Genomic DNA, 12,732 nt, shown 5'->3' on the forward strand with positions numbered 1-12,732 from the left:
CCTAGTTGTTGCCGCGCACGTCGAACTCCACCTTCCAGCGCTCCTCGCCCTGGACGGCTTGCGCCACCAGTTCCAGGGTGCCGGTATCGGTGGCGACGGCGGCCAGGGTCACGGCGACCACGTCACCGGCCTGGCGCCCTTCGGCAGGCAGGGTGGCCTGGATTTCGCCGACTTCCTGCATCTCGTCCGGATGCCAGAAGTCGAGCAGCTCGCCCAGGCGGTCCTGGCGCCGTACCGACGAGCCGAAGAAGCGCAGGGTGATGGCGTGCCCGACCACCAGGCCGAACTGCTGGGTCTTGAGCTGGGCTTCGATGCCTTCTTCCATGCCGAACGGCGCCACGCACAGCAGCTGGATCGGTGGTTCGAAACCGGGCACGGCCGGCATCGACGATTCGATCGCGACGTAATAGGCGCGCGCGGTGCCGCCGCGGATGCGGATGCCCTTGCCGCGACGCACGTAACCGTAGTACGCGGCGCCGCGCGCCACGGCCAGGTCGAGGTCGGCCCCGGTGAGCATGCGCGCAGCTTCCGCGCCTTCGCCGGCCAGCCAGTCGTTGAGGGTGCTGAGGGTGCGTTCGGCCAATACATCCGACTTGAACACGCCGCCGTTGAACAGCACGGCGGTCGGGTGCAGGAAGCTGGCGGTCTCGCTGACCTTGCCGGCGAAGCCTTCCAGCTCGGCCGTGGCGCCGGCCTGGCGGCCCAGCAGGGCGGCCAGGTGACGGGTCACGCCGGCATCCTGCGCATACGGCAGGCCCAGCTGCACCAGGCCGCCGCGTGGACGGCTGACCGGGCGCGCGGCCGCTTCCACCTGCGGGAAGAAACCGTCGAGGATGGTGGCGCGCACTTCTTCCTGGGTCAGCTCGGTGCGGATCGAACCGCCGATCAGCTTGGAGCCACGGCTCGGCACAACGATCGGCTGGGTGGCCAGGTTGGCATCGCTGAGCAGGTTTTCCTTGGCCGCGCGGCAAGCATAGGCCAGTGCGCGCATTTGCCAGGCGTCCAGCTGGGTGCCGGTGGCGGCGACCTTGCGCGCCACCAGGTGCGCCAGCGCCAGGTCCATATTGTCGCCGCCCAGCAAAATGTGGTCGCCCACGGCGATGCGGTGCAGTTCCAGGTTGCCGTCGCGCTCGAGCACGGTGACCAGCGAAAAGTCGCTGGTGCCGCCGCCGACGTCGATGACGAGGATGATGTCGCCCGGCTTGGCATCCTTGCGCCAGCGCCCGCCGCTGTTCTGGATCCAGTTGTAGAGTGCCGCTTGCGGCTCTTCCAGCAGGGTCAGGTTGACGTAGCCGGCCGCCTTGGCCGCTTCCACGGTCAGCTCGCGCGCGGCCGGGTCGAACGAGGCCGGGATGGTGACGGTGATGTCCTGCTCGTCGAACGGCGCTTCCGGATGGGCCGCGTTCCAGGCGTTGCGCAGGTGCGCCAGATAGCGGGTGGAGGCTTCCAGCGGCGACAGTTTGCTCACTTCCGGCGGCGCGTCGCTCGGCAGGATGGGCGCGCGGCGGTCCACGCCCGGGTGGCACAGCCAGCTCTTGGCGCTCGACACCAGGCGGATCGGGGTCTGGGCGCCGCGCGCGCGCGCGAATTCGCCGACGGCGTAGTCCTGGGTGCTGGTCCATGGCAGGTTCAGCGCGCCGGGCGGCAATTCGTCGCCGTGCGGCATGTACAGGAAGGATGGCAACAGGTGGCCGTTGCCGACTGCGCCGGCGTCGACCAGTTGCGGAATCTCAAGGACGCCGTGGGACGTTTTTTCGCCATCGCTGGCGGTCAGGTCCACATAGGCCAGGGCGCAATGGGTGGTGCCGAGATCGATGCCGATCGAAAAGTAGGCGTTGCTCACAGTTCCACCTCCGCCTGGGCCAGCACGGTGGCGTCGTGGCCGGCGGCCAGGGTTGGCAGGCGTACCTCGGCCGCGCGCCAGCCGCGATGGCTGATGCTGCCGTTGAACGGGGCCTTGCCGACCACGTTGCCGGTCAGGCGCACGGCGCGGGCGTCGAAGCCCTCGTTCAGGGTGACGCGGCTGCCTTCGGCTTCGTCGCGCACGGGGACGATGGTGAAGTGTTCGCGCAGCACCTTGGCGCAGCCTTCGTGCACCACGCGCGCGGCGGCGCCGATGTCGGCGTCCGAGAAGCCGCTCAGGTTTTCCTGGGTAAAGTCGATCAGGCGCGCATCGCGCTGGAGCAGGGACAGCAGCTGCAGGGCGGTGTCGGGCGTGGGAGCGGGCGGTTTTGGCGCTGGCGCTGGAGCGGCGGCGACCGGGACGACTGCTGCTGGAGCCGGCGTTGGCACGGGCATGCCATCACGCACCCGCTCGATGCGGCTGGCGAAACCGGCATCCGACAGCGCGCCAAAGAAAGCGCCGAACGCGATCGGAATACGGCGCAGGAAAGAAGGCGGGTTGTTGTCGTGGGACGGGTGATTCGAATTCGGCGACGAGTCGATCATCAATTACTCCTGAGTATGCCGGCTGTATGTCGGACTGATGTGGTTGGCCGGGCTAGTGAGCCGCAGGGCCGGAACCGGGATTGTATGCTGTATAAGGCCTGAATCTGTGCAAGGCCTGAATTTATGCTGCGCGGCAGTATAAATCATTTGGTGGCGCCACTGCGTGAAGCGGCTGTTTGCCGTGAATGCAAAAACCAGGCGCGCGGCCTGGTTTTTGGTGCTGCCGATGCGCGGCTCAGCGCGCCGGGGGGCTTATCGGGCGTCCTTGACGGTTTTGACGCATGCCTTGAATTCATTGATGCACGACGAATATTCCGATTTTTCCGGTTTCACGCCCGGATTGATGGCGCGGGCATTGTCGAGGATGGTTTTTTTGCAGCCCGCGTAGGTGGCCTTGCATGCGCCTAAGGGCGTGCTGTCGACCAGCGGTTGCACATCTTCGCTGACGCACTGTTTGTATTCCACTTTGCATTCGATTTTGGCGGCTTTGGGATCGGCCGTGGTATCGGCTTCCGCAACGCACAGATTCATCTCGGTCTGGCAATTGAGTTTGGCCGATTTGATTTTTGTGCTCGTATCGATGCCCAAAAATCCCGGCATCTCGGACGACAGGAAATTCACGCACGATTGGGTCGCCACCTTTTGTTCGGCGGCGACGGCGTCGTAGTCATTGGCTTTCCATGCGCTCAGCGTGAGCGGCTTGGAGACATAATGGCATTCCCGGACGGTGTCTTGTACTTTGCGGAAAAAGCTGTCGGTCGCCCCTTCGGGACGCTTGTTGAAACGGGCGGCGAGACGCAGCACGTACTCGTCTTCATGCCCTTTATCGGCCATGAGCTCGTTGTACAGCAGATGCCGGCCGAGCGGCGTGATGGTCATGGTGTTCTTGCGTTTCGGGGCGCCGCTGCCTTCGCTCTCGGCCAGCACGGCGATCAATTTTTCGTCGAGGGCTTTGGGCAGCTCGGTCTGGAACGGGCTGGCCAGGTTGCTGCGTTTCCGGTAGTCGGTGATGTGATCTCCCAGATACGCTTCCTTGCCGTGCGCGCCTGCGATCCGGGCAGCAGGAGGCGTGCGATATTGCCAGCTAACACATTCGAGCGATGCACGATGCGCAGGTAGGTCAGGTCGTCGCCCAAGGTGTCGACGTACAGGGAGACGGGACCTTTTTCGATGTAACGCAGTCCGGGAACCGCCGCGGGACTTGCCACAGGCTGCGCGGTGACGGCAGGGGCGCTCGTTGCAGCGTTGCCTTGTGCGAAGGCGGTGCTGGCGCTGGCGGCGACGGAAAGGGCAAGAAGGAGCTGACGGAGCATGAGGTTCATTGTTGGCAGTGATTGTTCGACGCGTCGCCGTCGTGCAGTACAGCGGATCGGGGAAATGGCGCTTGTCTGATGCGCTGAGAAAAGCAGGGCGCATGGAATCAGAGTGTACTTACATTATAGAACAAAGACTTAACCAAAGGTAATTGCTGGCCGCCCGCACGTTGCTTCTGTTGTGAACGCGACACCGGCAAGCCTGGGTCGGTCACAGCGCCAGGAACCGCAGTTTGCACACTGCGGTGCACGGATGCCTGCGCCATGATGTCTTCATTCCAGTAAAGATCGCTCATGTTGTGGCGTGCATGACAAGCTTCAGGAAATCGCTGGCTCTTTTTCGGAATGCTGCGGATGGCATTTGATCGGCCAGAGAGACTGCCATGATCCCTTCGAAAGAAGCAAAGATCAGCTCTGCGAGAGCGTGCTCGCTGACGCCGGCCGCCAGCCGCAATGGACCTTTGCTCTTGCGCAGAATGCGCTCCAGCCAGTCGACATTTTGTTTGACAAAGAGCCGCAACTCGTCAACGCCCGCTTGCTGCTGAAATGACGGTTCTCGTACCAGCATCAGGTACATGCAAGGGCGACTGCCATCGTCCAGCATCCCGGCAAACAGCTCGGCGTACATCCGAAGCTGCTCGTTGACGTCGCCTGTTGCCTCAATTGCGAGCAAGCGGGCGGCCTGGCTCTCCCGATACAGCTGCAGCGCCTGGCGGGCCAGGTCTTCTTTCGAGGTGAAATGGTGGTACAGGCTGGGGGCTTTTATTTGCAGGCAATCGGCGATCTGGCGCATGCCAAGCCCGCTGAATCCACGTTCCTGAAACAGGCCGATCGCGGCGCCGAGAATGGTTTCTCGGTTTAGGGGCGGATGATTCTTTTTCGCAGACGTCATCGCTTACTCCAGCATATCGATGCCGCCATGGTGGGCGACGAACAGCAGCGTTTCCTCCAGAGCGCAGGCTTCATGTATATCGCTTCCCTCAACCTGCAGCACATCCCCTGCGCGCATCTCGACGTCGTTAAAGCGAATCGCGCCAGCGACCACGAAGATTTGCTCCCATCCATGATGCGCATGGGTGGGAAAGCGTGCACCAGCCTGAAATTTGGCCAGGTAGCCGCCATCGCCGTCCTTGCCGGTCCAGGTCGAACAGGTCTGCAATCCAGCAATGCCTGAATCGCCCCAAATGCGTCCTTCTAGTCGAGCCAAAATCATGGGATAACTCCTTAGATAATCAGAAGATCGAACTCTAACTAACGTTCGTTAGTCTGTCAATCGTTATCGCATATGGGTCGGCAAGCAGGGGCGCGTCAGTTATTGCGCGTCAGTCTCGTGGACCAGCTTGCGATTGAGCGCCATCCAGAATTTGTCATGTTCGCTCTCGCTCTGGAAAGCGCGTTTTGGAATCACAATCGCAGTAAGCGAAGTCGTGTAAATGACCATATATCCGTGCCTGCGGGCCGCTTTTTGAATTCCGGGCCAGAAGTGATAGGACCTGGCAAACCTGGATTCTTCATACAGCGCATCGTGGTGGAGTTCGACCACTTTATGCGTGAGCATCGTCCGATTGTTTCCTACCCGAAGATAGGCTGCCAGGAAGATCAATTGTATGAGCCAGGACGCCAGATAGGCAAACACGGCCGTCAGAGAAGTAACGAGGATGTCTTCTTCGTCATCGGCGAAGAGGAATATCAGGAGCAGGCCGAACGCATAAAACAGATGCAACATCACCGAGCGGAGCTGGTGTGCTATGTTGAATATCAAGTGGTCCCTGAACTTTAACTCGAACTCGACACGCAAGCGGGCTCCTGATTGTGAACTGCAACGGTGTTCATCAGGCCAGCCTCAGACTGGTCTGATGAACACGATCATGATGGTTGCAGCCAGGATATGGACCTGCTTACTGCGAGTTTATGCGTCGATATTGCCGGCACGCAGCGCATTCGATTCAATGAAGTTCCTGCGCGGCTCGACCTCATCCCCCATCAAGGTGGTGAAAATCTGATCCGCCGCAATCGCGTCATCGATCTGCACCTTCAGCAAACGGCGCACGGTCGGGTCCATTGTGGTTTCCCACAGCTGCTCCGGATTCATCTCGCCCAGCCCTTTGTAGCGCTGCTTGGTCACGGTGCGCTCGGCTTCGTCGCGCAGCCATTGCATCGCGTGGTGGAAGTCGTCAACCGCCGATTCCTTCATGCGCTCGCCTTCGCCGCGGCGGATGAACGCGCCTTCGCCAATCAAACCCTGGAACGTCGCCGCCGCACTGGCCAGGGTCGAATAATCGGCCCCCTGCACAAAATCGGCATCGATCGAACTCACCTGGATATTGCCGTGGTGCATGCGCTCGATGCGCAGCGCGTGTTTTTCGCTCAGGTCGTCCGAACGCACGCTCACCTTGACGGCTTTGTCGTCGATCATCTTCTCCATCGCGGCAGCCGAGACGCCGGCGTTGTCCAGCGTGCTCAGGTCCAGGGTCACGCCGGTCATGATGGCGGTCAGCGCGGCGCGGTCGATCACGCGCGTCAAACGCATCATGATCGCGTTCGACAGGTTGAACTGGCGTACCAGTTCAGCCAGCGGTTCGCCCGAAATCGCGTCGCCGCCTTCACGCGGCATCAACACGGCGCTGTTTAAGGCCACCGTCATCATGTAGCTCGCTTCTTCCACGTCATCCTTCAGATAGCGCTCGTCGCGGCCAGCCTTGACTTTATACAGCGGCGGTTGCGCGATATAGATATGGCCGCGTTCCACCAGTTGCGGCATCTGGCGATAGAACAGGGTCAGGAGCAAGGTGCGGATGTGGGCGCCGTCGACGTCCGCATCGGTCATGATAATGATGCGGTGATAACGCAGCTTGTCGACGTTGAATTCGTCCGGTCCGATCGAGGTACCCAGGGTCGCGATCAGGGTCGTGATCTGTTCCGACGACAGCATCTTTTCGAAACGCGCTTTTTCCACGTTCAGCACCTTACCGCGCAGCGGCAAAATGGCCTGGAATTTACGGTCGCGCCCTTGTTTTGCCGAGCCACCCGCCGAATCACCCTCGACGATGTACAGTTCGCACAGCGCCGGGTCTTTTTCCTGGCAATCGGCCAGTTTGGCCGACAGGCCCAGACCGTCCATGATGCCTTTGCGGCGGGTCAGGTCGCGTGCCTTGCGGGCCGCTTCGCGCGCGCGCGCCGCTTCCACGATTTTGCCGCAGATGATCTTGGCGTCGTTCGGCTTTTCCATCAGGTAGTCGGTCAAGGTCTTGGCGACGATTTCTTCGACCGGGCCGCGCACTTCGCTCGATACCAGCTTGTCTTTGGTCTGCGAGCTGAATTTCGGTTCCGGTACTTTGACCGACAGCACGCAGGTGAGGCCTTCGCGCATATCGTCGCCGCTGATTTCAACCTTGGCTTTCTTGGCGAAATCGTGCTCGTCGATATATTTGTTGATCACGCGCGTCATCGCGGCGCGCAGGCCGGTCAGGTGGGTGCCGCCGTCGCGCTGCGGGATGTTATTGGTGAAGCACAGGACTTGTTCGTTGTAGGCGTCGTTCCATTGCATGGAGACGTCGACGCTGATATTGGTGCCCTGGTCCGACAGGCGCTCGCCGGTGGCCTGGAACACGGTCGGGTGCAGCACCGTCTTGGCTTTGTTGATGTATTCGACGAAGCCGCGCGTGCCGCCTTCGAAGGCGAAGATTTCTTCCTTGCCGGTGCGCTGGTCGGTCAGTTTGATATTGACGCCGTTATTCAGGAACGACAGCTCGCGGATCCGCTTGGCCAGGATTTCGTAGTGGAATTCGACGTGCGTGAAAATCTCTTCGTCGGCCCAGAAGTGGACGTCGGTGCCGCGCTTGTCGGTTTCGCCGATGACCTTGATCGGGGAAACAGCCACGCCGTCGATCATGTCGATTTCGCGGTTTTGCGGCACGCCGCGCACGAATTCCATGTAATGGACCTTGCCGTCGCGGCGGATGGTCAGTTTCAGCAGTTTCGACAGGCCGTTAACGCAGGAAACGCCGACGCCGTGCAGACCGCCCGAGACTTTGTACGAGTTCTGGTCGAACTTGCCGCCGGCGTGCAGTTCGGTCATGACGATTTCGGCCGCGCTGCGCTTTGGCTCGTGCTTGTCGTCGAATTTGAGGCCGGTCGGTACGCCGCGGCCGTTATCGGTGATCGAAATCGAATTGTCCGAGTGGATCGTGACGTGGATTTCGGTGCAGTGGCCGGCCAGCGATTCGTCGATTGAGTTGTCCAGTACTTCGAACACCAGATGGTGCAGGCCGGTGCCGTCCGAGGTGTCGCCAATGTACATGCCGGGGCGCTTGCGCACCGCTTCCAGACCTTCGAGGATCTGGATTGAGGAGGCTCCGTATTCTTCGATCTTGGCGGGGATTGCTGGTGTGTTCTCGGACATGGACTGCTTTCTCAAAAAACGATGTATCGGGTGCTAAATGTGGAAACTCCCCGCCGCTGCCGCCACTGGCGGAATCGACGGGGAACAGGTTTCCGGGTATTGCTTGTCTTAAATCCGCATCGGCATGACGACGTACTTGAAGTCCGCGTTGTCCGGAATCGAAATCAGTGCCGACGAATTCGAGTCGCCCAGCGCGATGTTGATCTGGTCGCACTTCAAGTTGTTCAACACGTCCAGCAGATACGTCACGTTGAAACCGATGTCGACGCTGTCGCCGCCGTAGTCGATTTCGAGTTCTTCAACCGCTTCTTCCTGGTCCGCATTGGTCGAGCTGATTTTCATGCTGCCCGGGCTGATGATGCAGCGCACGCCTTTGAACTTGTCGCTGGTCATGATCGCCGCGCGTTGCAGCGAACGCAGCAGTTCGTCGCGGCCGATCGTGAAGTCGTTCTTGTAGCCCTTCGGAATCACACGCGTGTAATCCGGGAACTTGCCTTCCACCAGCTTCGAGACCAGCTCGATGTCGGCGAAGGTCAGCTTGACTTGCGAAGTCGAAATGTCCAGCTGGACCGTCTCGTCGCTTTCTTCCAGCAAACGCTGCAGTTCGATAATCGTCTTGCGCGGAATGATGACTTCCTGGCGCGTGAATTCGTGCTCGGTCTCGACCTGGCAAAACGCCAGGCGGTGGCCGTCGGTGGCCACGGCGATGACGTTGCGGCCGTCGAGCACCAGCAGCAGGCCGTTCAGGTAGTAACGGATATCCTGTTGCGCCATCGAAAAGTGCACCATGTTGAACAGGTGCTTGAGCGTCTTTTGCGGCAGGGTGACGGTGGCGTTGTAGGTGTCCGCGACCGAGACGGTCGGAAACTCTTCCGCCGCCAGGGTTTGCAGCGCGAAGCGCGACTTGCCGGTTTGTACCGTCAGGCGCTTGTTGACCAGGGTCATCGTGACGTCGCCCGATTCGGGCAGGGCGCGCAAAATGTCGAGCAGCTTGCGCGCGGCCACGGTGGTACCGGCCACATCGGCACCCGAGCCGATGCTGGCGTGCGTGGTGATCTGCACTTCGGTGTCCGTCGACAGGAACGAGACATTTTCGCCGTCCTTGCGGATGAGGATATTGGCCAGAATCGGCATAGTGTGCCGACGCTCGACAATACCGCTCACGATCTGCAGTGGCCGGAGAAGGGTATCTCGGGTGGTTTTGACCAATTGCATAGTAATCCTCGATAGAGTTGTCAGAAATGTACTGTATGGCCCGCTAAGCAGTGCCGCCACGCCCGCCGCCCCCGGCAAGCAGGCTTGCTCCGGGGCTGACAACGCAACAACAGGGCCACGGTAACCTTGCTGCTAATGCTATATTTTGCCAGAAATTGCCGTTCGCACATTAATTTGAACTTTAGCCCTTTAAAGTCTGTTCCAGGACATGCAGCTCGTGGTTGCATTCGGCGTTCTTGGTGCGGTCGAGGGCGATCTTGCGCACCGCGTGCAGTACCGTGGTGTGGTCGCGTCCGCCGAACAGTTCGCCGATCTCCGGCAAGCTCTTCTGGGTCAGTTCCTTGGCCAGGTACATCGCGATCTGGCGCGGCCGCGCAATATTCGCGGGGCGGCGCTTGGAATACATGTCGGCCACCTTGATGCTGAAGAAGTCGGCCACCGTTTTCTGGATATTTTCCACCGAGATCTGGCGGTTCTGTACCGACAGCAAATCCTTGAGCGCTTCTTTCACCACATCGATGGTGATGTCCTTGCCGTGGAAGCGCGAGTACGCCAGGATCTTGCGCAGCGCGCCTTCGAGCTCGCGCACGTTCGAGCGCAGGTGCTTGGCCACGAAGAAGGCCACGTCGTCCGAAAACGTCACGCCTTCGGACTGGGCTTTTTTCAGCAGGATCGCCACCCGCATTTCCAGCTCCGGCGGCTCGATCGCCACCGTCAGGCCGGAATCGAAACGCGAGATCAGGCGGTCGTCCATGCCGGTGATTTCTTTTGGATACGTATCGCTGGTGATGATGATCTGTTTCTTCGCGGCGATCAGGGCCTCGAACGCATAGAAAAACTCTTCCTGCGTGCGGCTCTTGCCGCCGAAAAACTGAATATCATCGATCAGGAGCATGTCCAGCGAATGGTAGTAATGCTTGAAGTCGTCGAAGCCCTTGCGCTGATAGGCGGTGACGACGTCGCGTACATACTGCTCCGCGTGGATGTAGCGAATCTTGGCGCCCGGCTGGTCGGCCATTACCTGGTTGCCGATCGCGTGGATCAGGTGGGTCTTGCCCAGGCCCACGCCGCCGTAGAAGAACAGCGGGTTGTAGCTCACGCCCGGATTGTTGGCCACCTGGATCGCGGCGGCGCGCGCCAGCTGGTTGGCCTTGCCGGTCACGAAGCTGTCGAAGGTCAGGTCGGTGTTGACGCGGCTCTGCTCGCGGCGCGGTGAATTGCCGATGTTGAACATCTCGGGCGCGGCCGGATTGTCCGCAGGACCGTTGCCATTGCCGGGACCGTTGTTGATGGTGCCCGGCAGCGGGCCGTCGTTCGGGGCCGGGTGCGGCGCCACCGGTTTTTTCGGCAGGGCATTACGCGGGTCGAGCACGAACTGCACTTCGGTCGGCGCTTCCCAGTATTGGGAGGCCAGGGCCGTGATGCGGTTGGCGAACTGCGACTTCACCCAGTCCAGCTTGAAGCGGTTCGGTGCTGCGATGCGCAACTTGCCGTCCTCGTAGTCGAGGGCAACCAGCGGTTTGATCCACGCACTGAATTGTTGCGGCGTCAGCTCCAGTTCCAATTGCGCGGAACAGGTCTGCCAAAAATTTTCCATGAATCTTCTGTCTGAATAAGGTGTGGAGGGGCGGTTCGATGATGCTTCGCTAGCGGGGGCCTCGAAAACCCTACTGCGCGGCGCAATTTTCGCCCGGGACACGAAAGTCCGGCGATGCTCACCGTACCTTCGTACGGCTGCGCTTCTCGGACTGCGCGTCCCGGACGAAACTTGCGCTGCTCGTTACGGTTTTTCGAGGCCCCCTGACGCATGCGTCGCCAGCGGTTCGCCACACGTAACACGCTATTCTACCCGCGAAGGCCCGAGTTATCCACAGGCACGCCGCTTATTTTACGTGCAGGGGCGACCTGGCAGAGCGGAAATGGGTGGAAAGTAAGTTGTCGTAAAGCTACGTTGTTCTGCCGCCGCTTCTGCTCGTGCATTACGTCAAGGCTGACCGCGTCACCAAATCCGTCGTTCCCGCGCAGGCGGGAACCCAGTTCCGTACCAAAGCCGCTAGCTGCGCAACAAACCGGGGTTCCCGCCGGTGCGGGAAGTCGGGTCTGGCAATGTCAGAGACGACGAGGTATGGGGTGGCGGGCGCGGCGGTGCTGTGCTTTCCACCCCACATTTGCCGCCTGAAAACACGCCGATCCGGCCGCCAAACCACAGCCTTCCTTGACAAAGGCCAGTAAAATGCGTTCTAATCCAAGGTTCCCCGCCCGTACTCCGTGCAAATGAGTCATGTAAGAGTGACTGATAGCTGTGGCTTAGCGGGTAAATATGAGTATTTTTGCTGTGGCGTGACGCTGGCTTAACATCTGCGAAATGTCATTGGCGCCGAAAACTGACGGGACGTCAGACCCGATTTTGCATTTTATTTTGCTTTAAGCGAGACCACCATGAAACGTACTTACCAACCTTCCGTCGTTCGTCGCAAGCGTACGCACGGCTTCCGCGCACGTATGGCAACCCGTGGCGGTCGCGATGTGCTCAATGCACGCCGCGCCAAGGGTCGCAAACGCCTGGCTGTATAAGTCTGGCACTTACTGCCCGATCGCGGTTGGCTATGACTAGCGAAGGTTCACACGACTTCGCGCGCGTTCGGCGTATCGTTAAAACGGATGAATTTTCATCCGTTTTTCGTTTGCGCCCCGCCCAAAAAACGGCCCATTTCGTGCTCTACACCCGCTCGAACGACTTGCCGCATGCGCGGCTCGGCGTGGTCGTGGCCAAGCGCTTTGCGCCCCGTGCCGTGACCCGCAATACGATCAAGCGCGTGACGCGCGAGCTGTTCCGCATGGCGCCGCTGCCTGCCGTCGACTGCATCGTGCGCCTCGCGCGCCCGGTCAATACCAAGCAAGGCCCGGCCACCACCGCCGCGCTCAAGGCGATCCTGCGCGCTGAAATTGCGCGTCTGTTCTCGTCTCAGGCGTCACATAGTGCGCCACGTAGTGCGCCGGATGGTGCGTCACCTGGTGCGCCGCCCGATGGCACGCCCGCAGCGACGCCCGATGGGACGCCCGATGGGGCGCGAGAGCCGAAAGCATCACCATGAATACCCTGCTCGTCTGGTTATTGCGTGCTTACCAGCTGATGTTATCCCCGATGCTGGGACAGCGCTGCCGCTTTTACCCGACCTGCTCCAATTATGCGATCGAAGCGATCCGCACCCACGGCGCCGCCCGCGGCAGCCTGCTGGCCGCGCGCCGCCTGTGCCGCTGCCATCCGTGGGATGATGGCGGATTCGATCCGGTGCCGCCTGCGCACCCGAAGAATTCTTCTACAGCCGCTTGCGGTTGCAACCACTCCTGACC

Annotated in this window: 12 protein-coding genes and 1 pseudogene; 3 read left to right on the top strand and 10 right to left on the bottom strand. The window is 60.7% G+C overall.

The features are described 5' to 3' along the window. Position 1: 1 nt before the first annotated feature. From F2P45_RS28515 to dnaA, 10 genes are all read right to left on the bottom strand, one after another. The gene (locus F2P45_RS28515) at positions 2-1,843 is read right to left on the bottom strand and encodes an Hsp70 family protein (RefSeq protein ID WP_166881600.1); all 1,842 of its coding nucleotides are present in this window, start codon (positions 1,841-1,843) and stop codon (positions 2-4) included. Then, positions 1,840-2,448, bottom strand: a complete 609-nt coding sequence (locus tag F2P45_RS28520; RefSeq protein WP_166881601.1) for a DUF2760 domain-containing protein — start codon at positions 2,446-2,448, stop codon at positions 1,840-1,842. Before F2P45_RS28520 ends, F2P45_RS28515 begins: the two co-directional genes overlap by 4 nt. A gap of 252 nt (positions 2,449-2,700) precedes the next feature. Next, positions 2,701-3,864 (bottom strand): hypothetical protein, encoded by a 1,164-nt coding sequence (locus F2P45_RS28525; protein WP_166881602.1) that lies wholly within the window; start codon positions 3,862-3,864, stop codon positions 2,701-2,703. 4 nt (positions 3,865-3,868) lie between these two features. Beyond that, positions 3,869-4,057, bottom strand: coding sequence for a hypothetical protein (locus F2P45_RS28530; protein ID WP_166881603.1), 189 nt, complete (start codon positions 4,055-4,057; stop codon positions 3,869-3,871). Further along, complete coding sequence (locus F2P45_RS28535; protein ID WP_166881604.1) at positions 4,054-4,653, bottom strand: TetR/AcrR family transcriptional regulator; 600 nt, start codon at positions 4,651-4,653, stop codon at positions 4,054-4,056. The genes F2P45_RS28530 and F2P45_RS28535 overlap by 4 nt, the downstream gene beginning before the upstream one ends. A 3-nt stretch (positions 4,654-4,656) precedes the next feature. Beyond that, entirely contained in the window at positions 4,657-4,974 is a 318-nt protein-coding gene (locus F2P45_RS28540; protein ID WP_166881605.1) for a cupin domain-containing protein, read from the bottom strand. Between the two features lie 99 nt (positions 4,975-5,073). Further along, positions 5,074-5,559, bottom strand: coding sequence for a YcxB family protein (locus F2P45_RS28545; protein ID WP_166881606.1), 486 nt, complete (start codon positions 5,557-5,559; stop codon positions 5,074-5,076). A gap of 111 nt (positions 5,560-5,670) precedes the next feature. Further along, positions 5,671-8,163, bottom strand: a complete 2,493-nt coding sequence (gene gyrB, locus F2P45_RS28550; RefSeq protein ID WP_166881607.1) for a DNA topoisomerase (ATP-hydrolyzing) subunit B — start codon at positions 8,161-8,163, stop codon at positions 5,671-5,673. 108 nt (positions 8,164-8,271) lie between these two features. Next, a complete protein-coding gene (gene dnaN, locus F2P45_RS28555) occupies positions 8,272-9,378 on the bottom strand; it encodes a DNA polymerase III subunit beta (RefSeq protein ID WP_166881608.1) in 1,107 nt (368 codons plus the stop codon). 181 nt (positions 9,379-9,559) lie between these two features. Then, positions 9,560-10,975, bottom strand: coding sequence for a chromosomal replication initiator protein DnaA (dnaA, locus tag F2P45_RS28560; RefSeq protein ID WP_166881609.1), 1,416 nt, complete (start codon positions 10,973-10,975; stop codon positions 9,560-9,562). 842 nt (positions 10,976-11,817) lie between these two features. Here dnaA and rpmH point away from each other — a divergent pair. The 3 genes and pseudogenes from rpmH to yidD all read left to right on the top strand — a co-directional run bounded on the left by rpmH (position 11,818) and on the right by yidD (position 12,730). Continuing rightward, positions 11,818-11,952, top strand: a complete 135-nt coding sequence (gene rpmH / locus F2P45_RS28565; RefSeq protein ID WP_010401996.1) for a 50S ribosomal protein L34 — start codon at positions 11,818-11,820, stop codon at positions 11,950-11,952. A 32-nt stretch (positions 11,953-11,984) separates the two neighbouring features. Continuing rightward, positions 11,985-12,368, top strand: a pseudogene (gene rnpA, locus F2P45_RS28570) (ribonuclease P protein component); the annotation flags it as partial. Positions 12,369-12,469: 101 nt separating this feature from the next. Beyond that, positions 12,470-12,730, top strand: coding sequence for a membrane protein insertion efficiency factor YidD (gene yidD / locus F2P45_RS28575; protein ID WP_166881611.1), 261 nt, complete (start codon positions 12,470-12,472; stop codon positions 12,728-12,730). Positions 12,731-12,732 lie beyond the last annotated feature (2 nt).

This window comes from Massilia mucilaginosa (assembly GCF_011682145.1).
GTDB classification, from domain to species: domain Bacteria; phylum Pseudomonadota; class Gammaproteobacteria; order Burkholderiales; family Burkholderiaceae_D; genus Telluria_A; species Telluria_A mucilaginosa.

What these genes read in the sequence shown, in the direction of transcription:
- F2P45_RS28520 (WP_166881601.1), bottom strand. Translation starts at nt 2,448, where the DNA reads ATGATCGACTCGTCGCCGAATTCGAATCACCCGTCCCACGACAACAAC.
- F2P45_RS28525 (WP_166881602.1), bottom strand. Translation starts at nt 3,864, where the DNA reads ATGCGCCCTGCTTTTCTCAGCGCATCAGACAAGCGCCATTTCCCCGAT.
- F2P45_RS28530 (WP_166881603.1), bottom strand. Translation starts at nt 4,057, where the DNA reads ATGAGCGATCTTTACTGGAATGAAGACATCATGGCGCAGGCATCCGTG.
- F2P45_RS28535 (WP_166881604.1), bottom strand. Translation starts at nt 4,653, where the DNA reads ATGACGTCTGCGAAAAAGAATCATCCGCCCCTAAACCGAGAAACCATT.
- F2P45_RS28540 (WP_166881605.1), bottom strand. Translation starts at nt 4,974, where the DNA reads ATGATTTTGGCTCGACTAGAAGGACGCATTTGGGGCGATTCAGGCATT.
- gyrB (WP_166881607.1), bottom strand. Translation starts at nt 8,163, where the DNA reads ATGTCCGAGAACACACCAGCAATCCCCGCCAAGATCGAAGAATACGGA.
- dnaN (WP_166881608.1), bottom strand. Translation starts at nt 9,378, where the DNA reads ATGCAATTGGTCAAAACCACCCGAGATACCCTTCTCCGGCCACTGCAG.
- dnaA (WP_166881609.1), bottom strand. Translation starts at nt 10,975, where the DNA reads ATGGAAAATTTTTGGCAGACCTGTTCCGCGCAATTGGAACTGGAGCTG.
- rpmH (WP_010401996.1), top strand. Translation starts at nt 11,818, where the DNA reads ATGAAACGTACTTACCAACCTTCCGTCGTTCGTCGCAAGCGTACGCAC.
- yidD (WP_166881611.1), top strand. Translation starts at nt 12,470, where the DNA reads ATGAATACCCTGCTCGTCTGGTTATTGCGTGCTTACCAGCTGATGTTA.